At 44.3% G+C, this 25,091-nt stretch carries 14 protein-coding genes, 10 tRNA genes, 5 rRNA genes and 1 other annotated feature; of the genes, 27 read left to right on the forward strand and 2 right to left on the reverse strand.

What is annotated here, in order from left to right; translation table 11 throughout:
• The first annotated feature begins 186 nt into the window (after positions 1-186).
• From AC4E8C_RS00450 to rrf (AC4E8C_RS00520), 15 genes are all read left to right on the forward strand, one after another.
• Positions 187-3,123 (forward strand): 23S ribosomal RNA (locus AC4E8C_RS00450).
• A 78-nt stretch (positions 3,124-3,201) separates the two neighbouring features.
• Positions 3,202-3,318, forward strand: a 5S ribosomal RNA gene (gene rrf / locus AC4E8C_RS00455).
• Positions 3,319-3,331: 13 nt separating this feature from the next.
• Positions 3,332-3,407: transfer RNA gene (locus AC4E8C_RS00460), tRNA-Val, on the forward strand.
• Between the two features lie 23 nt (positions 3,408-3,430).
• Positions 3,431-3,506 (forward strand) — tRNA-Thr (locus AC4E8C_RS00465).
• 50 nt (positions 3,507-3,556) lie between these two features.
• Positions 3,557-3,629: transfer RNA gene (locus AC4E8C_RS00470), tRNA-Lys, on the forward strand.
• Positions 3,630-3,652: 23 nt separating this feature from the next.
• Positions 3,653-3,728: transfer RNA gene (locus AC4E8C_RS00475), tRNA-Lys, on the forward strand.
• Between the two features lie 9 nt (positions 3,729-3,737).
• Positions 3,738-3,822 (forward strand) — tRNA-Leu (locus tag AC4E8C_RS00480).
• 13 nt (positions 3,823-3,835) lie between these two features.
• Positions 3,836-3,910: transfer RNA gene (locus AC4E8C_RS00485), tRNA-Gly, on the forward strand.
• A 5-nt stretch (positions 3,911-3,915) separates the two neighbouring features.
• Positions 3,916-4,004, forward strand: a tRNA-Leu gene (locus AC4E8C_RS00490).
• A 17-nt stretch (positions 4,005-4,021) separates the two neighbouring features.
• A tRNA-Arg gene (locus tag AC4E8C_RS00495) sits at positions 4,022-4,095 on the forward strand.
• Between the two features lie 6 nt (positions 4,096-4,101).
• Positions 4,102-4,178, forward strand: a tRNA-Pro gene (locus AC4E8C_RS00500).
• Positions 4,179-4,195: 17 nt separating this feature from the next.
• A tRNA-Ala gene (locus tag AC4E8C_RS00505) sits at positions 4,196-4,271 on the forward strand.
• Between the two features lie 159 nt (positions 4,272-4,430).
• Positions 4,431-5,980 (forward strand): 16S ribosomal RNA (locus tag AC4E8C_RS00510).
• A gap of 196 nt (positions 5,981-6,176) precedes the next feature.
• A 23S ribosomal RNA gene (locus AC4E8C_RS00515) occupies positions 6,177-9,113 on the forward strand.
• A gap of 78 nt (positions 9,114-9,191) precedes the next feature.
• Positions 9,192-9,308, forward strand: a 5S ribosomal RNA gene (rrf, locus tag AC4E8C_RS00520).
• The 16S, 23S and 5S rRNA genes sit together here with 10 tRNA genes alongside, the layout of an rRNA operon.
• 490 nt (positions 9,309-9,798) lie before the next feature.
• Here the strand turns inward: rrf (AC4E8C_RS00520) and AC4E8C_RS00525 are convergent.
• Both AC4E8C_RS00525 and AC4E8C_RS00530 read right to left on the reverse strand, forming a co-directional pair.
• Entirely contained in the window at positions 9,799-10,614 is an 816-nt protein-coding gene (locus AC4E8C_RS00525) for an acyltransferase family protein (protein ID WP_490209419.1), read from the reverse strand.
• Positions 10,615-10,631: 17 nt separating this feature from the next.
• A complete protein-coding gene (locus AC4E8C_RS00530; RefSeq protein ID WP_490209420.1) occupies positions 10,632-10,949 on the reverse strand; it encodes a hypothetical protein in 318 nt (105 codons plus the stop codon).
• Between the two features lie 291 nt (positions 10,950-11,240).
• On the opposite strand from AC4E8C_RS00530, the gene AC4E8C_RS00535 reads away from it, so the two are divergent.
• The 12 genes from AC4E8C_RS00535 to cysS all read left to right on the forward strand — a co-directional run bounded on the left by AC4E8C_RS00535 (position 11,241) and on the right by cysS (position 25,090).
• Positions 11,241-11,702 (forward strand): CtsR family transcriptional regulator, encoded by a 462-nt coding sequence (locus AC4E8C_RS00535; protein WP_490209422.1) that lies wholly within the window; start codon positions 11,241-11,243, stop codon positions 11,700-11,702.
• 26 nt (positions 11,703-11,728) lie between these two features.
• On the forward strand, positions 11,729-12,277 hold the full coding sequence (gene mcsA / locus AC4E8C_RS00540) for a protein-arginine kinase activator protein McsA (RefSeq protein WP_490209424.1): 549 nt from the start codon (positions 11,729-11,731) through the stop codon (positions 12,275-12,277).
• Position 12,278: 1 nt separating this feature from the next.
• Entirely contained in the window at positions 12,279-13,364 is a 1,086-nt protein-coding gene (gene mcsB, locus AC4E8C_RS00545; protein ID WP_490209426.1) for a protein-arginine kinase McsB, read from the forward strand.
• Between the two features lie 3 nt (positions 13,365-13,367).
• On the forward strand, positions 13,368-15,806 hold the full coding sequence (gene clpC, locus AC4E8C_RS00550) for an ATP-dependent protease ATP-binding subunit ClpC (RefSeq protein ID WP_490209428.1): 2,439 nt from the start codon (positions 13,368-13,370) through the stop codon (positions 15,804-15,806).
• A 165-nt stretch (positions 15,807-15,971) separates the two neighbouring features.
• The gene (gene radA / locus AC4E8C_RS00555; protein ID WP_490209430.1) at positions 15,972-17,354 is read left to right on the forward strand and encodes a DNA repair protein RadA; all 1,383 of its coding nucleotides are present in this window, start codon (positions 15,972-15,974) and stop codon (positions 17,352-17,354) included.
• Between the two features lie 3 nt (positions 17,355-17,357).
• Positions 17,358-18,434: a DNA integrity scanning diadenylate cyclase DisA gene (disA, locus tag AC4E8C_RS00560; RefSeq protein ID WP_490209431.1), complete on the forward strand. Its 1,077-nt coding sequence runs from the start codon at positions 17,358-17,360 to the stop codon at positions 18,432-18,434.
• A gap of 203 nt (positions 18,435-18,637) precedes the next feature.
• On the forward strand, positions 18,638-19,726 hold the full coding sequence (locus AC4E8C_RS00565) for a PIN/TRAM domain-containing protein (protein WP_490209433.1): 1,089 nt from the start codon (positions 18,638-18,640) through the stop codon (positions 19,724-19,726).
• A 102-nt stretch (positions 19,727-19,828) separates the two neighbouring features.
• Positions 19,829-20,515 carry a 2-C-methyl-D-erythritol 4-phosphate cytidylyltransferase gene (gene ispD / locus AC4E8C_RS00570; RefSeq protein WP_490209435.1) on the forward strand — a complete coding sequence of 229 codons (687 nt, stop codon included), beginning with the start codon at positions 19,829-19,831 and terminating at the stop codon, positions 20,513-20,515.
• Positions 20,516-20,601: 86 nt separating this feature from the next.
• Positions 20,602-21,084, forward strand: a complete 483-nt coding sequence (gene ispF / locus AC4E8C_RS00575) for a 2-C-methyl-D-erythritol 2,4-cyclodiphosphate synthase (RefSeq protein WP_490209436.1) — start codon at positions 20,602-20,604, stop codon at positions 21,082-21,084.
• A 112-nt stretch (positions 21,085-21,196) separates the two neighbouring features.
• Entirely contained in the window at positions 21,197-22,654 is a 1,458-nt protein-coding gene (gene gltX, locus AC4E8C_RS00580) for a glutamate--tRNA ligase (RefSeq protein ID WP_490212426.1), read from the forward strand.
• Between the two features lie 45 nt (positions 22,655-22,699).
• Positions 22,700-22,960 (forward strand) — a binding site (T-box leader).
• A gap of 77 nt (positions 22,961-23,037) precedes the next feature.
• Complete coding sequence (gene cysE / locus AC4E8C_RS00585) at positions 23,038-23,712, forward strand: serine O-acetyltransferase (RefSeq protein ID WP_490209437.1); 675 nt, start codon at positions 23,038-23,040, stop codon at positions 23,710-23,712.
• Positions 23,693-25,090, forward strand: coding sequence for a cysteine--tRNA ligase (gene cysS, locus AC4E8C_RS00590; RefSeq protein ID WP_490209439.1), 1,398 nt, complete (start codon positions 23,693-23,695; stop codon positions 25,088-25,090). The genes cysE and cysS overlap by 20 nt, the downstream gene beginning before the upstream one ends.
• Position 25,091 lies beyond the last annotated feature (1 nt).

The raw sequence follows: 25,091 nt of genomic DNA on the forward strand, positions 1-25,091 counted from the left end.
TGCAGTCCTTGTGGACTGATAAATTGTTTGACGTTTTTTGTTTGTTTAGTTTTGAGGGAGCAATTCTCTCAAAGCTTTTTTTAATCGTTCTTTGAAAACTAGATAATCGTAAGAAGAAGCAAGAAAACATCGAGTAATCGCCATTTTAGTTTTCTCTCTTAAGTAATTAAGAGAAATAACCTTTTAGGTTAAGTTAGAAAGGGCGCACGGTGAATGCCTTGGCACTAGGAGCCGATGAAGGACGGGACTAACACCGATATGCTTCGGGGAGCTGTAAGTAAGCTTTGATCCGGAGATTTCCGAATGGGGGAACCCACTGCTCGTAATGGAGCAGTATCTTTACCTGAATACATAGGGTATTGATGGCATACCCGGGGAACTGAAACATCTAAGTACCCGGAGGAAGAGAAAGCAAACGCGATTCCCTGAGTAGCGGCGAGCGAAACGGGACATAGCCCAAACCAAGAGGCTTGCCTCTTGGGGTTGTAGGACACTCAACATGGAGTTACAAAGGAACGGGGTAAATGAAGCGATCTGGAAAGGTCCGTCATAGAAGGTAAAAACCCTGTAGTTGAAACTTCGTTCCCTCCTGAGTGGATCCTGAGTACGGCCGGACACGAGAAATCCGGTCGGAAGCAGGGAGGACCATCTCCCAAGGCTAAATACTCCCTAGTGACCGATAGTGAACCAGTACCGTGAGGGAAAGGTGAAAAGCACCCCGGAAGGGGAGTGAAATAGTTCCTGAAACCGTGTGCCTACAAGTAGTTAGAGCCCGTTAATGGGTGATAGCGTGCCTTTTGTAGAATGAACCGGCGAGTTACGATCCCATGCAAGGTTAAGTTGAAAAGACGGAGCCGCAGCGAAAGCGAGTCTGAATAGGGCGAATGAGTATGTGGTCGTAGACCCGAAACCAGGTGATCTACCCATGTCCAGGGTGAAGTCCAGGTAACACTGGATGGAGGCCCGAACCCACGCACGTTGAAAAGTGCGGGGATGAGGTGTGGGTAGCGGAGAAATTCCAATCGAACTTGGAGATAGCTGGTTCTCTCCGAAATAGCTTTAGGGCTAGCCTCACGTAGTAAGAGTCTTGGAGGTAGAGCACTGTTTGGACTAGGGGCCCTCATCGGGTTACCGAATTCAGACAAACTCCGAATGCCAAAGACTTATCCGTGGGAGTCAGACTGCGAGTGATAAGATCCGTAGTCAAAAGGGAAACAGCCCAGACCACCAGCTAAGGTCCCAAAGTATACGTTAAGTGGAAAAGGATGTGGAGTTGCTTAGACAACCAGGATGTTGGCTTAGAAGCAGCCACCATTTAAAGAGTGCGTAATAGCTCACTGGTCGAGTGACTCTGCGCCGAAAATGTACCGGGGCTAAACGTATCACCGAAGCTGTGGATTGACACCATCAGGTGTCAGTGGTAGGAGAGCGTTCTAAGGGCGTTGAAGCTAGACCGTAAGGACTGGTGGAGCGCTTAGAAGTGAGAATGCCGGTATGAGTAGCGAAAGATGAGTGAGAATCTCATCCACCGAATGCCTAAGGTTTCCTGAGGAAGGCTCGTCCGCTCAGGGTTAGTCGGGACCTAAGCCGAGGCCGAAAGGCGTAGGCGATGGACAACAGGTTGATATTCCTGTACCACCTCTTTATCGTTTGAGTGATGGGGGGACGCAGGAGGATAGGGTAAGCGCGCTGTTGGATATGCGCGTCTAAGCAGTTAGGCTGGTGAATAGGAAAATCCGTTCACCGTGAAGGCTGAGCTGTGACAGCGAGGGAAATTTAGTACCGAAGTTCCTGATTCCACACTGCCAAGAAAAGCCTCTAGCGAGATAAAAGGTGCCCGTACCGCAAACCGACACAGGTAGGCGAGGAGAGAATCCTAAGGTGAGCGAGAGAACTCTCGTTAAGGAACTCGGCAAAATGACCCCGTAACTTCGGGAGAAGGGGTGCTCTTTGAGGTTCATAGCCTCGAAGAGCCGCAGTGAATAGGCCCAGGCGACTGTTTAGCAAAAACACAGGTCTCTGCGAAGCCGCAAGGCGAAGTATAGGGGCTGACGCCTGCCCGGTGCTGGAAGGTTAAGAGGAGGGGTTAGCGCAAGCGAAGCTCTGAATCGAAGCCCCAGTAAACGGCGGCCGTAACTATAACGGTCCTAAGGTAGCGAAATTCCTTGTCGGGTAAGTTCCGACCCGCACGAAAGGCGTAACGATCTGGGCACTGTCTCAACGAGAGACTCGGTGAAATTATAGTACCTGTGAAGATGCAGGTTACCCGCGACAGGACGGAAAGACCCCGTGGAGCTTTACTGTAGCCTGATATTGAATTTTGGTACAGCTTGTACAGGATAGGTAGGAGCCTGAGAAGCCGGAGCGCTAGCTTCGGTGGAGGCGTCGGTGGGATACTACCCTGGCTGTATTGAAATTCTAACCCGCACCCCTTATCGGGGTGGGAGACAGTGTCAGGTGGGCAGTTTGACTGGGGCGGTCGCCTCCTAAAGAGTAACGGAGGCGCCCAAAGGTTCCCTCAGAATGGTTGGAAATCATTCGTAGAGTGTAAAGGCACAAGGGAGCTTGACTGCGAGACCTACAAGTCGAGCAGGGACGAAAGTCGGGCTTAGTGATCCGGTGGTTCCGCATGGAAGGGCCATCGCTCAACGGATAAAAGCTACCCCGGGGATAACAGGCTTATCTCCCCCAAGAGTCCACATCGACGGGGAGGTTTGGCACCTCGATGTCGGCTCATCGCATCCTGGGGCTGTAGTCGGTCCCAAGGGTTGGGCTGTTCGCCCATTAAAGCGGTACGCGAGCTGGGTTCAGAACGTCGTGAGACAGTTCGGTCCCTATCCGTCGTGGGCGCAGGAAATTTGAGAGGAGCTGTCCTTAGTACGAGAGGACCGGGATGGACGCACCGCTGGTGTACCAGTTGTCTTGCCAAAGGCATCGCTGGGTAGCTATGTGCGGACGGGATAAGTGCTGAAAGCATCTAAGCATGAAGCCCCCCTCAAGATGAGATTTCCCATAGCGTCAAGCTAGTAAGAACCCTGAAAGATGATCAGGTTGATAGGTCAGAGGTGGAAGCGTGGCGACATGTGGAGCTGACTGATACTAATCGTTCGAGGACTTAACCATTTATATTAGGTGAACTTGAGTTTTTAAAACTTCTTCTGCATTATCTAGTTTTGAGGGAATGAACCTCTAATTAAATAGTCTGGTAATTAAGGCGAGAAGGTCACACCCGTTCCCATACCGAACACGGAAGTTAAGCTTCTCAGCGCCGATGGTAGTTGGGACACGCGTCCCTGTGAGAGTAGGACGTTGCCAGGCTGTTTATCTACATGGAGGATTAGCTCAGCTGGGAGAGCATCTGCCTTACAAGCAGAGGGTCGGCGGTTCGATCCCGTCATCCTCCACCATTTATTTTTCTAAACTATTATTTGCCGGGGTAGCTCAATTGGTAGAGCAACTGACTTGTAATCAGTAGGTTGGGGGTTCAATTCCTCTCGCCGGCACCATTTGTTTGATTACTCAGATAAGAGATTATTAGCGAGGTTCTATTTTTAACGGGCTATTAGCTCAGTTGGTAGAGCATCTGACTCTTAATCAGAGGGTCGAAGGTTCGAGCCCTTCATAGCCCACTATTAAATCTTATCCCTGTAATGAGCCATTAGCTCAGTCGGTAGAGCATCTGACTTTTAATCAGAGGGTCGAAGGTTCAAGTCCTTCATGGCTCACCATTTTAATATGCGGGTGTGGCGGAATTGGCAGACGCACCAGACTTAGGATCTGGCGCCGCAAGGCGTGGGGGTTCGACTCCCTTCACCCGCACCATTTAATTTTATATGCGGAAGTAGTTCAGTGGTAGAACATCACCTTGCCAAGGTGGGGGTCGCGGGTTCGAATCCCGTCTTCCGCTCCAATAATGCCGGGGTGGCGGAACTGGCAGACGCACAGGACTTAAAATCCTGCGGTAGGTGACTACCGTACCGGTTCGATTCCGGTCCTCGGCACCATCACAACAAATTCATATGCGCCCTTAGCTCAGCTGGATAGAGTGTTTGACTACGAATCAAAAGGTCGGGAGTTCGAATCTCTCAGGGCGCATTATTTCGGGAAGTAGCTCAGCTTGGTAGAGCACTTGGTTTGGGACCAAGGGGTCGCAGGTTCGAATCCTGTCTTCCCGACCATATTTCTTATCTTTTACGGGGTCTTAGCTCAGCTGGGAGAGCGCCTGCTTTGCACGCAGGAGGTCAGGGGTTCGATCCCCCTAGACTCCACCAATTTTATTTAATATGTTGACAATGTAAATTTTATTTGTTAATATATAAAAGTCGCACAAATGATTGTTCTTTGAAAACTAAACAAACAAAACGTCAACAAACAATAATATTAGTTTCGTATGAAACTAAGCCAACGTAACAAAATGAGCTAAATCAACTTTCTCGGAGAGTTTGATCCTGGCTCAGGACGAACGCTGGCGGCGTGCCTAATACATGCAAGTCGAGCGGACTTTCAAAAGCTTGCTTTTGAAAGTTAGCGGCGGACGGGTGAGTAACACGTGGGCAACCTGCCTGTAAGACTGGGATAACATCGGGAAACCGATGCTAATACCGGATAATCCTTTTTCTCTCATGAGAAAAAGCTGAAAGTCGGTTTACGCTGACACTTACAGATGGGCCCGCGGCGCATTAGCTAGTTGGTGAGGTAACGGCTCACCAAGGCGACGATGCGTAGCCGACCTGAGAGGGTGATCGGCCACACTGGGACTGAGACACGGCCCAGACTCCTACGGGAGGCAGCAGTAGGGAATCTTCCACAATGGACGAAAGTCTGATGGAGCAACGCCGCGTGAGCGATGAAGGCCTTCGGGTCGTAAAGCTCTGTTGTTAGGGAAGAACAAGTACCGGAGTAACTGCCGGTACCTTGACGGTACCTAACCAGAAAGCCACGGCTAACTACGTGCCAGCAGCCGCGGTAATACGTAGGTGGCAAGCGTTGTCCGGAATTATTGGGCGTAAAGCGCGCGCAGGCGGTCCTTTAAGTCTGATGTGAAAGCCCACGGCTCAACCGTGGAGGGTCATTGGAAACTGGGGGACTTGAGTGCAGAAGAGGAAAGCGGAATTCCACGTGTAGCGGTGAAATGCGTAGAGATGTGGAGGAACACCAGTGGCGAAGGCGGCTTTCTGGTCTGTAACTGACGCTGAGGCGCGAAAGCGTGGGGAGCAAACAGGATTAGATACCCTGGTAGTCCACGCCGTAAACGATGAGTGCTAAGTGTTAGGGGGTTTCCGCCCCTTAGTGCTGCAGCTAACGCATTAAGCACTCCGCCTGGGGAGTACGGCCGCAAGGCTGAAACTCAAAGGAATTGACGGGGGCCCGCACAAGCGGTGGAGCATGTGGTTTAATTCGAAGCAACGCGAAGAACCTTACCAGGTCTTGACATCCTCTGACACTCCTAGAGATAGGAATTTCCCCTTCGGGGGACAGAGTGACAGGTGGTGCATGGTTGTCGTCAGCTCGTGTCGTGAGATGTTGGGTTAAGTCCCGCAACGAGCGCAACCCTTGTTCTTAGTTGCCAGCATTCAGTTGGGCACTCTAAGGAGACTGCCGGTGACAAACCGGAGGAAGGTGGGGATGACGTCAAATCATCATGCCCCTTATGACCTGGGCTACACACGTGCTACAATGGATGGTACAAAGGGCAGCAAAGCCGCGAGGCCTAGCCAATCCCATAAAACCATTCTCAGTTCGGATTGTAGGCTGCAACTCGCCTACATGAAGCCGGAATCGCTAGTAATCGCGGATCAGCATGCCGCGGTGAATACGTTCCCGGGCCTTGTACACACCGCCCGTCACACCACGAGAGTTTGTAACACCCGAAGTCGGTGGGGTAACCGTAAGGAGCCAGCCGCCTAAGGTGGGACAGATGATTGGGGTGAAGTCGTAACAAGGTAGCCGTATCGGAAGGTGCGGCTGGATCACCTCCTTTCTAAGGAATATGCAGTCCTTGTGGACTGATAAATTGTTTGACGTTTTTTGTTTGTTTAGTTTTGAGGGAGCAATTCTCTCAAAGCTTTTTTTAATCGTTCTTTGAAAACTAGATAATCGTAAGAAGAAGCAAGAAAACATCGAGTAATCGCCATTTTAGTTTTCTCTCTTAAGTAATTAAGAGAAATAACCTTTTAGGTTAAGTTAGAAAGGGCGCACGGTGAATGCCTTGGCACTAGGAGCCGATGAAGGACGGGACTAACACCGATATGCTTCGGGGAGCTGTAAGTAAGCTTTGATCCGGAGATTTCCGAATGGGGGAACCCACTGCTCGTAATGGAGCAGTATCTTTACCTGAATACATAGGGTATTGATGGCATACCCGGGGAACTGAAACATCTAAGTACCCGGAGGAAGAGAAAGCAAACGCGATTCCCTGAGTAGCGGCGAGCGAAACGGGACATAGCCCAAACCAAGAGGCTTGCCTCTTGGGGTTGTAGGACACTCAACATGGAGTTACAAAGGAACGGGGTAAATGAAGCGATCTGGAAAGGTCCGTCATAGAAGGTAAAAACCCTGTAGTTGAAACTTCGTTCCCTCCTGAGTGGATCCTGAGTACGGCCGGACACGAGAAATCCGGTCGGAAGCAGGGAGGACCATCTCCCAAGGCTAAATACTCCCTAGTGACCGATAGTGAACCAGTACCGTGAGGGAAAGGTGAAAAGCACCCCGGAAGGGGAGTGAAATAGTTCCTGAAACCGTGTGCCTACAAGTAGTTAGAGCCCGTTAATGGGTGATAGCGTGCCTTTTGTAGAATGAACCGGCGAGTTACGATCCCATGCAAGGTTAAGTTGAAAAGACGGAGCCGCAGCGAAAGCGAGTCTGAATAGGGCGAATGAGTATGTGGTCGTAGACCCGAAACCAGGTGATCTACCCATGTCCAGGGTGAAGTCCAGGTAACACTGGATGGAGGCCCGAACCCACGCACGTTGAAAAGTGCGGGGATGAGGTGTGGGTAGCGGAGAAATTCCAATCGAACTTGGAGATAGCTGGTTCTCTCCGAAATAGCTTTAGGGCTAGCCTCACGTAGTAAGAGTCTTGGAGGTAGAGCACTGTTTGGACTAGGGGCCCTCATCGGGTTACCGAATTCAGACAAACTCCGAATGCCAAAGACTTATCCGTGGGAGTCAGACTGCGAGTGATAAGATCCGTAGTCAAAAGGGAAACAGCCCAGACCACCAGCTAAGGTCCCAAAGTATACGTTAAGTGGAAAAGGATGTGGAGTTGCTTAGACAACCAGGATGTTGGCTTAGAAGCAGCCACCATTTAAAGAGTGCGTAATAGCTCACTGGTCGAGTGACTCTGCGCCGAAAATGTACCGGGGCTAAACGTATCACCGAAGCTGTGGATTGACACCATCAGGTGTCAGTGGTAGGAGAGCGTTCTAAGGGCGTTGAAGCTAGACCGTAAGGACTGGTGGAGCGCTTAGAAGTGAGAATGCCGGTATGAGTAGCGAAAGATGAGTGAGAATCTCATCCACCGAATGCCTAAGGTTTCCTGAGGAAGGCTCGTCCGCTCAGGGTTAGTCGGGACCTAAGCCGAGGCCGAAAGGCGTAGGCGATGGACAACAGGTTGATATTCCTGTACCACCTCTTTATCGTTTGAGTGATGGGGGGACGCAGGAGGATAGGGTAAGCGCGCTGTTGGATATGCGCGTCTAAGCAGTTAGGCTGGTGAATAGGAAAATCCGTTCACCGTGAAGGCTGAGCTGTGACAGCGAGGGAAATTTAGTACCGAAGTTCCTGATTCCACACTGCCAAGAAAAGCCTCTAGCGAGATAAAAGGTGCCCGTACCGCAAACCGACACAGGTAGGCGAGGAGAGAATCCTAAGGTGAGCGAGAGAACTCTCGTTAAGGAACTCGGCAAAATGACCCCGTAACTTCGGGAGAAGGGGTGCTCTTTGAGGTTCATAGCCTCGAAGAGCCGCAGTGAATAGGCCCAGGCGACTGTTTAGCAAAAACACAGGTCTCTGCGAAGCCGCAAGGCGAAGTATAGGGGCTGACGCCTGCCCGGTGCTGGAAGGTTAAGAGGAGGGGTTAGCGCAAGCGAAGCTCTGAATCGAAGCCCCAGTAAACGGCGGCCGTAACTATAACGGTCCTAAGGTAGCGAAATTCCTTGTCGGGTAAGTTCCGACCCGCACGAAAGGCGTAACGATCTGGGCACTGTCTCAACGAGAGACTCGGTGAAATTATAGTACCTGTGAAGATGCAGGTTACCCGCGACAGGACGGAAAGACCCCGTGGAGCTTTACTGTAGCCTGATATTGAATTTTGGTACAGCTTGTACAGGATAGGTAGGAGCCTGAGAAGCCGGAGCGCTAGCTTCGGTGGAGGCGTCGGTGGGATACTACCCTGGCTGTATTGAAATTCTAACCCGCACCCCTTATCGGGGTGGGAGACAGTGTCAGGTGGGCAGTTTGACTGGGGCGGTCGCCTCCTAAAGAGTAACGGAGGCGCCCAAAGGTTCCCTCAGAATGGTTGGAAATCATTCGTAGAGTGTAAAGGCACAAGGGAGCTTGACTGCGAGACCTACAAGTCGAGCAGGGACGAAAGTCGGGCTTAGTGATCCGGTGGTTCCGCATGGAAGGGCCATCGCTCAACGGATAAAAGCTACCCCGGGGATAACAGGCTTATCTCCCCCAAGAGTCCACATCGACGGGGAGGTTTGGCACCTCGATGTCGGCTCATCGCATCCTGGGGCTGTAGTCGGTCCCAAGGGTTGGGCTGTTCGCCCATTAAAGCGGTACGCGAGCTGGGTTCAGAACGTCGTGAGACAGTTCGGTCCCTATCCGTCGTGGGCGCAGGAAATTTGAGAGGAGCTGTCCTTAGTACGAGAGGACCGGGATGGACGCACCGCTGGTGTACCAGTTGTCTTGCCAAAGGCATCGCTGGGTAGCTATGTGCGGACGGGATAAGTGCTGAAAGCATCTAAGCATGAAGCCCCCCTCAAGATGAGATTTCCCATAGCGTCAAGCTAGTAAGAACCCTGAAAGATGATCAGGTTGATAGGTCAGAGGTGGAAGCGTGGCGACATGTGGAGCTGACTGATACTAATCGTTCGAGGACTTAACCATTTATATTAGGTGAACTTGAGTTTTTAAAACTTCTTCTGCATTATCTAGTTTTGAGGGAATGAACCTCTAATTAAATAGTCTGGTAATTAAGGCGAGAAGGTCACACCCGTTCCCATACCGAACACGGAAGTTAAGCTTCTCAGCGCCGATGGTAGTTGGGACACGCGTCCCTGTGAGAGTAGGACGTTGCCAGGCACACAAAAGACAACCTGTATTGGGTTGTCTTTTTTTGCATTATAAAATAGTCTAAAAATTTAAGAGGATGCTGTTATTTAAATGTAGCATCTCTCTTAAAGACAAAATTTGTGTCTCAGTCAATCAAAATGTCTTTAAGAAGCCGTCTAGAGGACAAAACTCATCGAAGTCCTGCCAAAAATGTCTTTAAGAAGCCGTCTAAAGGACAAAACTCCCCGAAGTCCTGCTCAAAATGTCTTTAAGAAGCCGTCTAAAGGACAAAACTCCCCGAAGTCCTGCTCAAAATGTCTTTAAGAAGCCGTCTAAAGGACAAAACTCATCGAAGCCCTGTCAAAAATGTCTTTAAGAAACCGTCTAAAAGACAAAACTCATCGAAGCCCTGTCAAAAATGTCTTTAAGAAACCGTCTAAAAGACAAAACCCCCCGAAAGATTGCCCTAAATGTCTTTAAGACCCAGCATATAAGGACAATCAATCATAAAAAGATACCCCTACATACTTTTATTATTAGAGTGCCCAGCCCCACTATTACCCTTTTTGACTTTTACACCAAATAGGAATCGGGTGAGATGAGTCCTCTTTATTACGAACTCAAAAATAAGAAGAGAGACTGTTAAGGTTGAAATCATAATTAAGACATATTTAAGTGGGACAGTTAGGTCTAGCCTAATCACATAATAACCAATCACCACTAACACCGTTTGATGAATAATATAAACCGGAAACGCAGCTTCATTCAAAAAGGGAAGGAGTCGATGATTTTTATTTAAATATTTATGACCATACCCATGAATGACGATTAGGCCCATCCATACATTAAACATCCTGAACAACGTTAAGAAGCTGTCCATTAAAAGACTTTTTATGTCATCGTTTTGGGCAACGAGGAAAACCCAGATTGGTACAGAGATAAGTATTACTAATAAACCCCTAAGGCGTAAACGATTAAACATCTCTTGGAATCGTTGATCACTGCTAGTTATATACCCCATAATAAAAAGAACGAAGTAAAAGAATGGATTTTGCCCGCCTGGAGCTGGCAGTTTAGTTGTTAGTGCTAACACTATAAAAAACAGGATAAACATGGATGGCTTACTCATAGTGTAATGGATAAAATGTTTTGGTTTTTCTGTTCGTAAAAAATGAAAAACGGGTAAAGCCAATATTGAAAGAACAAAAAGATAAAGGATAAACCACAGGTGAGCAGGGGTAAATGTACCAAAACAACCTGATAAATCGCTAAAGTTTGAGGAAAATTCTTTTAAAAACATGAAATAGGAACCTGATGATTTTCCGGTATGGTCCATAATCGCAAAATACCCTTTTAGGTGGAACAATGAGTAATAGGCCAACTAAGAGCGGTATTAACAGGCGGCTGCATCTTTATTTTAGAAAAAAGGATTTGGATTTTATCTGTAATGCGTACGTACCAGCTGGCAGAACCGGCTAACCAAAATAGCAGGGGCATAAACCATAAATTAGCAACTGAAATGAACCAGCTTAACCCCCAGCTCAATGTTTCATTTTTTACATAAAAAGGATCCCAATAATCAAAAAATCGTGCCGCATGGAAAGGAAATAATAAGAAAATCCCAAAATTCCTAAGCCAATCGATGTCATACCGTCTTTCCTTTTCACTCATAGACTTTCTTATTTCATAATTTTTACAATTACATTTTACAGGCAGGAGGAAATATTAGAAAGTATTTATATACAAAAACAGGAAAAACGCATCTCTGTGTCAAAACTAGAATGATATCTAACCCTGCTCTATGGAGAAGAATCTATTTTAGTCGGTATTTCTTAGAAATCATAGGTTTCAGGGCGGGGAAATTTGGAGAAAATCAGTAGTAGTGAATCGTTGCATCTCCCCCAAAATTTCAGTATAATAAAAGTCAAATATAGTCAAAGTCAGATGATGGGAGGTGGGAAGATGAGAAACATCTCCGATATTATTGAAAAATATCTAAAGCAGGTTTTGGAGTTAAGTGAAGAAGACCTTGTTGAAATTAAGCGAAATGAAATTGCTGACAAGTTTCAGTGCGTCCCTTCACAAATCAATTATGTCATTAATACTCGTTTCACCATTGAACGAGGATATATTGTAGAAAGTAAACGGGGCGGCGGTGGATATATTCGGATTATGAAGGTTCAATCCCACGATTTAGCCCATTTAATTGATCAGTTGCTAGCAATCATCCAAAATCGAATTAGTCAAACAAGTGCTGAAGATGTAATTGTAAGACTGGTTCATGAGGAGGTCATTACAAAACGAGAGGCAAAAATTATGCTAAGTGTCATCGATCGTTCTGTCTTATATATTGATCTTCCATATCGTGATGAATTACGAGCAAGAATGTTAAAAGCAATGTTAACATCCTTAAAATATAAATAACTAGTGCAGCCAGAGAGGTGATAAATATGATCTGTCAAGAATGCAATCAAAGGCCAGCTGCTCTTCATTTTACAAAAATTATTAATGGTGAAAAAACAGAAGTACATCTTTGTGAGAAATGTGCCCAGGAAAAAGGCGAAATGTTTATCTTTAATGGGGAATCTGGTTTTGCTTTTAATAATCTATTAGCAGGATTATTAAATATTGACCCAACATTTCAAAAGTCGAGTGAAAGTCCATTTCAACAGGAGGAAATCCTTCAATGTGATCATTGCTCGATGACTTTTCCACAGTTTTTAAAGGTAGGACGGTTTGGCTGTGCCCATTGTTATGAAACATTTCAAGACCAGTTACAGCCTGTATTAAGGCGTTTGCATGGTGGAAATTGGTCACATAATGGTAAAATACCGAAAAGAATTGGCGGCAGCCTCCATCTTCGTAAACAAATCGAAGAATTAAAACTAGGACTCCGAAATGCCATTTCCAATGAGGAATTTGAGAAGGCTGCGGAGATTCGCGATGAAATACGTACGTTAGAAAAACAATTAGCTGGAAACGAAGAGGGAGGAGAATAACGTGTCGCTTGAACATTTCTTTAATCAAGCCGTCAGCTCCTGGATGAGCGAAGAGGGACCGGATTCGGATATTGTCCTTAGTTCTCGAATCCGTCTAGCTAGAAACTTTGAGGCTTACAACTTTCCGACTGTATTTTCACCAGAAGAGGCAAAAGCGGTTATTGTCAATATGGAGGAAATCCTTAACCAATCCGATCTTCAAAAGTATGGAAGGATGGAATTATTAAAAATTGATGAAATGCAGCCGCTTCAGAAAAGGGTCTTAGTAGAAAAGCACTTGGTTAGTCCCCTATTGGCTGAAGATTCACCTTATGGTGCTGTTCTTTTAACAGAAAACGAAGAAGTTAGTATTATGATTAATGAAGAAGACCATATCAGAATTCAATGTTTGTTTCCCGGCTTACAAATTGCAGAGGCATTGGCGGCGGCCAACGAAATAGATGATTGGCTTGAAAGTAACATTCATTATGCCTTTGACGAAAAACACGGTTATTTAACAAGTTGTCCCACAAATGTTGGAACGGGACTTCGGGCCTCCGTTATGATGCATTTACCTGGATTAATACTTACCCAGCAAATAAACCGCATCATTCCGGCTATTCACCAATTAGGTCTTGTTGTAAGAGGAATTTATGGTGAAGGCAGTGAGGCGCAGGGAAATATCTTTCAAATTTCCAATCAAATCACGCTAGGAAAGTCTGAAGTTGATATTAGCCGTGATTTAAAAGGAGTTGTCAGTCAGTTAATTTCCCAAGAAAGGTCAGCTCGGGAAGCATTACGGAAAACTTCTAACATACAATTAGAAGACAGAGTGTTTCGCTCATTAGGAGTATTATCTAATAGCCGAATTATTGAATCAAAAGAAGCAGCACGCTGTTTATCCGATGTTCGGCTTGGAATAGATATGGGGTATATAAAGAAAATGCCGAAGACAATCTTAAATGAATTAATGATCCTAACCCAGCCGGGATTTTTACAGCAATATGCCGGTGGTCCATTAAGACCGCATGAAAGGGATATTCGCAGAGCAACGTTAATTAGGGATCGAATTAACATGGAGCATGGAAAAATAGGTGAGGAGGAATAGAATATGATGTTTGGACGTTTTACAGAAAGAGCACAAAAGGTTCTTGCTTTGGCACAAGAGGAAGCCATTCGCCTTGGACATAACAACATTGGAACTGAACACGTTTTATTAGGGTTGGTTCGTGAAGGTGAAGGGATTGCAGCTAAAGCACTTTATGGGCTTGGTTTAGGTTCTGATAAAATTCAAAAAGAAGTAGAGAATTTAATTGGTAAAGGACAAGAAACCTCTCAAACTATTCACTATACTCCTAGAGCAAAAAAGGTTATTGAATTATCAATGGACGAGGCACGAAAATTAGGACATTCGTATGTAGGAACAGAACATATTCTCCTTGGCTTAATTCGTGAAGGAGAAGGGGTTGCTGCCCGGGTATTAAATAACCTTGGTGTCAGCTTAAACAAGGCACGCCAGCAGGTGCTTCAATTATTAGGAAGCAATGAATCAGGCGGCCATCAAGGGGCGTCAGTTAGTGCTAATACACCAACACTTGACAGCCTTGCTAGAGATTTAACAGCGATTGCCCGTGAAGGCAGCTTGGACCCAGTTATTGGCCGTAGTAAAGAAATTCAACGGGTCATTGAGGTGTTAAGCCGGCGTACGAAGAATAACCCCGTGTTAATTGGTGAACCTGGTGTCGGAAAGACGGCAATTGCTGAAGGGCTGGCCCAACAAATTGTAAATAACGAAGTGCCTGAGATTCTCCGTGACAAACGGGTGATGACACTTGATATGGGAACGGTTGTAGCAGGAACAAAATACCGCGGTGAATTTGAGGATCGTTTGAAAAAGGTAATGGATGAAATCCGTCAAGCCGGAAATATTATTCTTTTTATTGATGAGCTTCACACATTAATTGGGGCTGGCGGAGCAGAGGGCGCCATCGATGCTTCCAATATCCTAAAACCCTCACTTGCCCGCGGAGAACTTCAATGTATCGGTGCAACGACATTAGATGAATATCGTAAATATATCGAAAAAGATGCTGCACTCGAGCGCCGCTTCCAGCCAATTCGTGTGGATGAACCAACGGCTGAGGAATCTATTCAAATTCTGGCGGGGTTACGCGATCGCTATGAGGCCCACCACCGTGTTTCGATTACGGATGAAGCCATTGAAGCAGCTGTAAAGCTATCAGACCGCTATATCTCAGACCGCTTCCTGCCTGATAAAGCAATTGATTTGATCGATGAGGCAGGCTCAAAAGTTAGACTGCGCTCGTATACAACACCGCCTAATTTAAAAGAATTAGAGGTAAAGCTTGAGGAAGTAAGAAAAGAAAAAGATGCAGCTGTCCAAAGTCAAGAATTTGAGAAAGCCGCTTCATTAAGAGATACCGAGCAGCGTCTGCGTGAACAGTTAGAGGAAACCAAGAAAACGTGGAAAGAAAAGCAAGGAAAAGAAAATAATGAAGTAACGGTTGAAGATATTGCAAGTGTTGTGTCAAGCTGGACGGGAGTACCTGTCTCCAGGCTTGCCGATACAGAGACCGCTAAGTTACTTAACTTAGAGGAAGTTTTACACTCCCGTGTCATTGGGCAGGAGGAAGCTGTTGTCGCCGTTTCAAAGGCTGTTCGCCGGGCAAGAGCAGGATTAAAAGATCCAAAACGGCCAATTGGCTCATTTATCTTCCTAGGACCAACAGGGGTAGGGAAAACCGAATTAGCCCGCGCTCTAGCTGAAGCAATGTTCGGTGATGAGGATTCAATCATTCGAATTGATATGTCAGAGTATATGGAGAAACATTCTACTTCCCGTCTTGTCGGCTCACCTCCAGGATATGTCGGTTATGAAGAAGGCGGACAATTAACGGAAAAAGTCCGCAGAAAACCGTATTCTGTTATATTGCTGGATGAAATTGAAAAAGCACATCCAGACGTCTTTAATATCTTGCTTCAAGTCCTTGAGGATGGCCGTCTAACAGATTCAAAAGGAAGAACAGTCGATTTCCGCAATACTGTTCTCATCATGACATCCAATGTGGGTGCAGAAGCCCTGAAACGGAACAAATACGTAGGCTTCAATATTCAAGATGGTCAGCAGGATTACAAGGATATGAAGGGGAAAGTAATGGAAGAGCTAAAGAAAGCCTTCCGTCCTGAATTCCTCAATCGGATCGACGAGATTATTGTTTTCCATGCATTAGAGAAAAAACATCTCGAAGAAATTGTTACCTTGCTATCAGACCAATTAGTAAAACGGTTAAAAGAGCATAATATTTCATTAGAATTAACAGCCGCTGCTAAGGAGAAAATCTCTCAGGAAGGTTATGATCCTGAGTACGGGGCAAGACCGCTTCGTCGTGCTATTCAAAAGCATATTGAAGACCGGCTTTCTGAAGAATTATTAAAAGGAACATTATTAACCGGTCAACATGCTGTGATAGATGTTGCTGATGGCGAGTTTGTCGTTAAAGTGGCCGAGAATACAAGCTTAGCAAAGTAAACCATGTTTGATTAAATAGTTTACAGCTTATTAACAAATGCAAGAGGTACACGTGAATAAAGTCAACCCGTGTACCTCTTTTTCATTTATCTCGGAAGTGCTTTAAAATAAAGGCGAACTAGCGTAACGTCCATTAGAGTTTTTGTAAGAAAGGTTGAACAGATAATGGCTAAACGAAAAACAAAATTTATGTGTCAGGAGTGCGGGTACGAATCTGCCAAGTGGATGGGGAAGTGCCCTGGCTGCGGACAATGGAATACCATGACAGAGGAAGTTGAAATAACCGGGGCTAATAGAAGAGGAGCGTTTGCCCATTCTCCAAGCGGTTCTAATATTTTAACAAAACCGATGCCGATCAATTCAATTGAAATGGAAAATGAACCACGAATAATGACGGACTTAAACGAATTAAATCGTGTCCTTGGCGGTGGTGTTGTAAAAGGCTCGTTGGTCTTAATTGGCGGAGATCCAGGGATTGGGAAATCTACTCTTCTATTGCAAGTATCTTCACAGTTAGCTAATAAAGGGAATCAGGTCTTATACATATCTGGGGAAGAGTCATTAAGACAGACAAAGCTTCGCGCCGAACGATTAGGGATTTCTTCTGAGAACTTACTCGTTTACTCAGAGACAAATCTGGAGGAAATCAATCGGACAATTGAACAAGCTAATCCTAGTTTCGTGATCATCGACTCTATTCAAACGGTGTTCCATCCGGATGTGACAAGTGCACCGGGGAGTGTATCCCAAGTCCGGGAATGTACGTCAGAATTAATGAGAATTGGAAAAACAAAAGGGATCGCTATTTTTATCGTCGGTCATGTAACCAAAGAAGGATCGATTGCTGGTCCAAGGCTGTTGGAGCATATGGTTGATACTGTTCTATATTTTGAAGGAGAACGACATCACACCTATCGAATTTTAAGAGCGGTGAAAAACCGTTTTGGCTCCACCAATGAAATGGGTATTTTTGAAATGAAGGAATTTGGCCTTGAAGAAGTGGAAAATCCGTCGGAAATCTTCTTAGAAGAAAGATCGCGTGGTGCCGCAGGTTCGACTGTCGTTGCATCTATGGAAGGAACACGGCCTGTTCTAGTGGAAATTCAGGCATTAATTTCACCAACCAGCTTTGGAAATCCCAGAAGGATGGCAACTGGAATCGATCATAACCGGGTGCCCCTGTTAATGGCCGTTTTGGAAAAGCGGGTCGGTATGCTCCTTGCCAACCAAGATGCTTATTTAAAAGTAGCTGGCGGAGTAAAATTAGATGAACCAGCCATCGATTTAGCCATTGCTGTCAGTATTGCGTCAAGTTTCCGCGATAAGCCAACCAGACCAACGGACTGTATTATTGGTGAGGTAGGCTTAACGGGTGAGGTCAGAAGGGTGTCAAGAATTGAACAGCGTGTTCAAGAGGCGGCAAAATTAGGCTTTGAACGTGTCATTTTACCAGCAAATAATTTAAGCGGCTGGAGTGGACCCAATGGAATTCAGCTAATTGGTGTCAACTCCGTAAGTGAGGCATTAAAAGCAGCGTTAGGAGGGTAGAGGGTGGCAGAGAATAAAAAAATTCCTGAACTATCGGTAAGCGATGTGCTGCAATTCCTTGCTCCAGGTACACCAATTCGCGAGGGTATTGATAATGTCCTCAGGGCAAACACAGGCGGGCTCATTGTTGTTGGCTATAATGAGAAAGTGAAAAGCATCGTGGACGGCGGTTTCGAAATCAATTGTTCCTTTTCACCGAGCTTCTTATATGAATTGGCCAAGATGGACGGCGCCATTATTTTAAATGATGTAGGGAATAAAATTCTATTTGCGAATGCACAGCTCGCACCTAACTCAGACATCCCTTCTTCGGAAACAGGGATGCGGCACCGAACGGCTGAGCGTGTAGCTAAACAAACCAAGGCCTTGGTCATAGCGATTTCACAGAGAAGAAATGTCATTACCTTGTATCAAGGGAATTTCCGGTATGCATTAAAAGATATTGCTGTCATTTTAACCAAAGCTAATCAAGCCATACAGACGCTTGAGAAGTACAAGGTAGTCCTTGAGCAAAGCATCACCAATTTGAGTATTTTAGAATTTGAGGAATCGGTTACCTATAATGACTTTTTACTAGTTCTGCACCGTTTTGAAATGGTGTTAAAGATTAAAACCGAACTATTAACGCTGTTACACGAGCTAGGGACAGAAGGACGGTTAATCCGACTGCAAATGAATGAAATATTAACTGAACTAGAAGAAGAGGTAATCCTTATTATTAAGGATTATGCCTTCGACAGGGATGTCCAAGCACGGGATGTCCTCCACCGAATGCAGTCCATGGCCGCTAGCGGAGTGATTGAGGATATTGTCTTGCTGAAATTATTGGGCTATCTCGGCTATGTTCACCTCGATGAAAATAAAAAACCGCGGGGGTATCGAATTCTTCATAAAATTCCTAGACTCCCTCTGATTATCATTGAAAATCTAATTAATGGCTTTGGAGAGTTAGCGAAAATTATTGCCGCGTCAGTAGAAGAACTCGATGAAATCGAAGGAATTGGGGAAGTTCGGGCGAAGAAGATTAAAGAAGGCTTTAAATTAATTAAAGAGCGGCTTTATACCGACAGGCACTTATAAAAACATTGAAAAAGCAAGGCACGTGTGCTAAAATGTGCGGCCTCAATTTGTTTGACACAGAAATTTTCCAATGCTACCCTATGAGGAGTAAGATTTTTACAATACAAATTTATTGCAGCTAGTTTACATTTTGGAAAAATAATCACAAAATCAACGTTTCAATTTTGGGAATATGTTTATAATGAATTAGAGGAGGTGAAGGAATGTTAAAACGAATTGTGCAAGCATGCTTCCTCATTATGGGTGGTACGCTGGGGATCCTATTATTACCGGAATTGTTTAACTTACTTCAGATTAATGACATTCCATTAATCAATAATTCATATGTTACTGCTATTTTAGGGGCTATTATTTTTTATCTTATTACCTTTTGGGCAGTAGATTATGTCTTTAATTTCATTAAATGGACGGAAGATTCCTTAGTGAAAATCCCCGTAACGGATGTGCTTTTTGGTAGTGTAGGCTTGATTTTTGGTTTATTTGTAGCCTTTTTGATTGGTTTTGCCCTTAATGCTGTTCAAGTTCCAATCTTAAATGCGGTTGCACCTATTTTACTAACCCTATTATTTGGTTATCTAGGTTTTCAAGTTGGTTTTAAAAAACGTGATGAACTGTTAGGACTTTTTGGTAATCGCGGAAGTAAGAAAAAGCATAGCGATGAGGAAACAGAAAAAGCAGCTGGAAAAGCACTGAAAATTTTAGATACAAGCGTTATTATTGATGGACGTGTGGCTGATATTTGTCAGACAGGATTTTTGGAAGGGACGATTGTCATTCCACAATTTGTGCTAGAGGAGTTACAGCATATTGCGGATTCCTCTGATGTTTTGAAACGAAACCGCGGCCGCAGAGGCTTGGATATTTTAAATAGAATTCAGAAGGAACTCGCCATCAAGGTGGAAATTTATGAGGGTGACTTTGAAGAAATCAGCGAAGTAGATTCAAAACTAGTGAAACTAGCTAAGTTAACGAATGGTATGCTCGTAACAAATGATTTTAACTTAAATAAAGTATGTGAACTGCAGAAGGTATCCGTACTAAATATCAATGACTTAGCCAATGCCGTTAAGCCGGTTGTCCTTCCAGGTGAAGAATTAACGGTACAAGTAATCAAAGACGGGAAAGAATATCATCAAGGTGTGGCTTATTTAGATGATGGTACAATGATCGTCGTTGAAGAAGGCAGAGAGTATATTGGAAAAAGAATTGAAGTGCTTGTCACCAGTGTCCTGCAAACATCAGCAGGCCGAATGATTTTCGCGAAACCGAAATTGCTAGAAAAAGCGCTCTAGATAAAAAATAAAAAATGCTCGGATAAGCCCATATGGCTGGGACTGGACAATTCTCATATAGAGAATTGTTCAGTAGCAAAGTAGATAGAATGGGGTTTTTTTATGACTTACCAAGTCATTCTCCCGGCGGCTGGGTTGGGAAAAAGAATGCAGGCGGGAAAAAATAAGCTGTTATTAGAACTCAATGGAGTGCCCGTGCTCATTCATACCTTAAAGGTATTTGAGGAGGATGATGCATGTCTCGGCATTATTTTAGCAGCAAATCCTCAGGATGAGACTGAGATTATGGCCATTCTAAAACAGTATAATGTAACGAAAGTAATCAGTTTAGTGCCAGGTGGAGAAGAGCGCCAGCATAGTATCTATAATGCCCTTAAAACAGTCAAAACCGATGGCATTATTCTTGTCCATGATGCAGCTCGGCCGTTTATTCGAACGGAACAGATTCACCGCTTAATCAAAAAGGCAGAGGAAACCGGTGCTGCCATTATTGGGGTCCCAGCAAAAGACACAATGAAAAAGGTACTAGATGGTGTAGTAGTGGAAACTGTCGACCGTTCAAGCTTGTGGGCTGTTCAAACCCCACAAGCTTTTCGCGTTTCCTTACTCAGGAAGGCCTATGACCAAGCTGAGCAGGATCATTATCTTGGGACAGATGATGCTAGTTTAGTGGAACGTCTTGACTATCCTGTGGCTATGGTTCAAGGGGATTATGATAATATTAAACTGACAACACCAGAAGATTTATACTTTGCAAAGGCTATTCTTGAGAAGCGGAAGTTTCTTTAATTTGAGCTTCCCGAGGTTGATATCCAACTGATTGAAGTGCCTGAGGCAAGAAACTACATCCAGTCTATTATAAAGGAGTTTTATTGATGTTTCGAATCGGACAAGGCTTTGATGTTCACCAATTAACAGAGGGGCGCCCGCTCATTATTGGCGGTATCAACATTCCCTATGAAAAGGGCCTATTAGGTCATTCTGATGCGGATGTTTTATTACATACCATTTCCGATGCTTGCCTTGGTGCCATTGGCGAAGGCGATATCGGCAAACACTTTCCGGATACCGATCCGAATTTTAAGGATGCTGATTCGGCTAAACTGATGGAGCATGTTTGGAAGCTGGTAAAGGAGAAAGGTTATGAGCTGGTGAATGCCGACTGTACCATTATTGCTCAAAAACCGAAAATGGCTCCCTATATCGGACAAATGCAGGCACGAATTGCTGAGTTACTCGAAGCTGCCATCGACCAAATTAATGTAAAGGCGACAACGACAGAAAAACTTGGTTTTCCTGGCAGGGGCGAGGGTATAGCCTCCCAGGCCGTCGTCTTGTTGAAAAAGACAAGCAATTAACCTTTTACAGTGAAATAGACAATGGTAAAATGAATCAGGTAAATATTTAAACTAAGAAGAGTGTCTAGCCCCACTGGATTGGGCTTCCCTTTTCTACAATGGAGGCATTATGATGTCAAATGAAGTTCGTGTGAGGTATGCTCCAAGTCCAACAGGACATTTACATATTGGAAACGCCCGTACAGCATTATTCAATTATTTATTTGCTCGTAACCAAGGTGGAAAATTCATTCTCCGCATTGAGGATACAGATAAAAAACGTAACATTGCTGGCGGTGAGGAAAGCCAATTAAAATATTTAAAATGGCTTGGCATGGATTGGGATGAAGGAGTAGATGTCGGCGGTGAATATGGCCCGTATCGCCAATCAGAGCGAAATGATATTTATCAAACCTACTATAAGCAATTATTAGAAAGCGGCCATGCATATAAATGTTATTGTACGGAAGAAGAAATTGAAGCAGAACGTGAAGAACAGATGGCACGAGGTGAAACACCTCATTATTCAGGTAAATGCCGTCACTTAACGGATGAACAACGTCAGCAATATGAAAAAGAAGGGCGTCAGCCAAGCATTCGTATTGCCGTTCCTGAAGGGAAAACTTATACGTTTGATGATATGGTCAAAGGGACTGTCTCTTTTGAATCCGAAGGAATGGGCGACTGGGTAATGGCGAAAAAGGATGGAACGCCTACGTATAACTTTGCTGTTGCCATCGATGACCATTTAATGGCGATATCTCATGTACTTCGTGGTGATGATCATATCTCCAATACACCTAAACAGTTGATGGTTTACGAAGCATTAGGCTGGGAGCCGCCAATTTTTGGTCATATGACTTTGATCGTCAATGAAAGCCGTAAAAAGTTAAGTAAGCGTGATGAATCAATTATTCAGTTTATTGAACAATATGAAGAACTAGGCTTCCTTCCAGAAGCGTTATTTAACTTTATTACTTTGCTCGGCTGGTCGCCGGCAGGTGAAGAGGAGCTATACACCAAAGAAGAATTTATTCAGATTTTTGATGCTCATCGCCTCTCAAAATCACCGGCACTTTTTGATAAACAAAAGTTGACATGGATGAACAATCAATATATGAAAAAGATTGAAGTGGACCGGGCATTGGAGCTCGCCCTTCCACACTTAGTTAAGGCAGGACGCTTAAGTGAGAGCATGACGGACGAAGAGCATCAGTGGGCACGGAGCTTAGTGGCACTTTTACAAGAAAAAATGAGCTATGGTGCGGAAATCGTAGAATTATCGGATTTATTCTTCCAAGAAGATGCGGTTTATGAAGCAGAAGCTAAGGAAGTATTAGCTGGGGAAACTGTTCCAGAAGTGTTGAAGGCATTTTCTCAGGAACTTGACCAATTGGACCGTTTTAAAGCGGATGGAATTAAGGCTGCTATGAAAGCTGTCCAGAAGTCCACTGGCCAAAAAGGAAAGAACCTGTTTATGCCAATTCGGGCAGCTGTAACAGGCCAAACACATGGACCAGACCTGCCAGAGACAATTGAACTTTTAGGCAAACATACCGTTCAAAAAAGAATTGAAAAAATTATTGGTTAACATTATTACGAAAATGTAATATAGTAAAAGAAAGAATTTTATATAACTAAAGCGTAGATGAGGAAAAGTAAAAAAAAGATGCTTTATAGAGAGAACCATCACCGGCTGAAAGTGGTTTAAGCCTCTCGTTTTTTGAAATGCACCTCTGAGCCCCATTTCGAAAGGAGTCAACTTCAAGTAGATTTGGGCGGATTCATCCGTTAACAAGGTAGAGTGAGACCTGATAAAGCGCTGCTAACACCATATTGGTATGGTAGGAGCCTGAAGGTCTAATCAGAGTGGAACCACGCATTAAGCGTCTCTGTCAATATGACAGGGGCGCTTTTATTTTTTTAAATTCATTTTTTGACGAGATTATCGTCACATAACAAGGGGGATTGACGATGTTCAAAAAGATGAAGGAGGACGTCGAGGTAGTTTTTGAACAAGATCCAGCGGCGAGAAATTATTTTGAAGTAGTTTTAACTTATTCCGGCCTGCATGCCATTTGGGCACATCGGATAGCACATGCGCTTTTTAATCGAAAATTATTTTTTCTTGCCCGATTTATTTCACAAGTGAGCCGATTTTTTACCGGAATTGAAATTCATCCTGGGGCAAAAATAGGCAGAAGATTTTTTATTGACCATGGCATGGGGGTTGTGATTGGGGAAACATGCGAAATTGGGAATAATGTAACTATCTATCAAGGCGTAACGCTGGGTGGAACTGGTAAAGAAAAGGGGAAGCGGCATCCTACCGTTAAAGATAATGTTTTAATTGCCACTGGGGCAAAAGTGCTGGGATCGATTACGATCGGTGAAAATTCCAAGATTGGCGGCGGTTCTGTTGTTTTAAAAGAGGTGCCTCCAAACTCTACAGTAGTAGGGATTCCAGGCAGGGTGGTCATCCAAGATGGAAAGCGGATTAATCAATCGAAGGATTTAAACCATTGTGACCTTCCAGACCCTATTGCTGACCGCTTAAAGGAAATGCAAAATGAAGTAAATCAGTTAAGACAAGAACTGAAAGAACTAAAAGAAGAAAGGATACAACTCAATGGCCATTCAACTTTATAATACCCTTACACGTAAGAAGGAGACATTTGTACCGCTCGAAGAAGGAAAGGTAAAAATGTATGTTTGCGGTCCAACCGTCTATAATTATATTCATATCGGTAATGCAAGACCAGCGATCGTTTTTGATACCGTTCGCCGCTACTTAGAATATCGGGGCTACGATGTCCAATATGTTTCCAACTTTACCGATGTCGATGATAAATTAATCCGTGCGGCCAATCAGTTAGGTGAAGATGTTCCAACGATTGCCAATCGATTTATTCATGCTTATTTTGAAGATGTTTCAGCATTAGGCTGCCAAAAAGCCGATGTTCATCCACGTGTTATGGAAAATATGGACATAATCGTTGATTTTATTGATCAATTAGTGAAAAAAGGTTTTGCCTATGAATCAGAAGGTGATGTTTATTTCAGGACAAGAAAATTTGATGAATATGGAAAGCTGTCCCATCAATCGATTGATGACCTTCAGGTCGGAGCAAGAATTGAAGTCGGCGATAAAAAAGAAGATGACTTAGACTTTGCTTTATGGAAAGCGGCAAAAGAAGGGGAAATTAATTGGGAAAGTCCTTGGGGACACGGGCGGCCAGGCTGGCATATTGAATGCTCGGCAATGGCGAAAAAGTATCTTGGCGATACAATTGATATCCATGCCGGCGGCCAGGATTTAACGTTCCCGCACCATGAGAATGAAATTGCTCAATCTGAGGCCCTTTCGGGAAAACTTTTTTCTAGGTACTGGATGCACAACGGTTATATTAATATCGATAATGAAAAAATGTCGAAGTCACTCGGGAACTTTGTCCTTGTACATGACATCATTCAACGGCATAACCCACAGGTACTGCGCTTTTTCATGTTGTCTGTCCATTATCGCAATCCTATTAACTACAGTGAGGAATTGTTGGAGAGTACCAAAGCGGCCTATGAACGTTTAACGACATCTTATCAAAATCTAAAGCATCGAAAAGAAGCAAGTACAGATTTAACGAATAATAATCAAGAATGGCTCGATAAAATTACTGTCTTACAAAATCAATTTATTGAGGCAATGGATGATGATTTTAATTCAGCCTTAGCGATCTCGGTCTTATTCGAACTCTCCAAGCTTGCCAACTATTATCTATTAGAGAAAAATACAGCCGTTGAGGTTATTGATGCTTTTACAAATAAATTTGAAGAGTTATTCGGGGTATTAGGATTAACACTTGGCGGAGAAGAAATGTTAGATGAGGAAATTGATGCCTTGATTGAAAAGCGCAATCAAGCACGAAAGGATCGAAATTTCCAACTGTCCGACCAAATAAGAGATCAGCTTAAGGAAATGAATATAATTTTAGAAGATACACCACAAGGTACAAGATGGAAAAGAGGCTAAT

It is taken from the genome of Neobacillus sp. SRL179 (assembly GCF_984799095.1).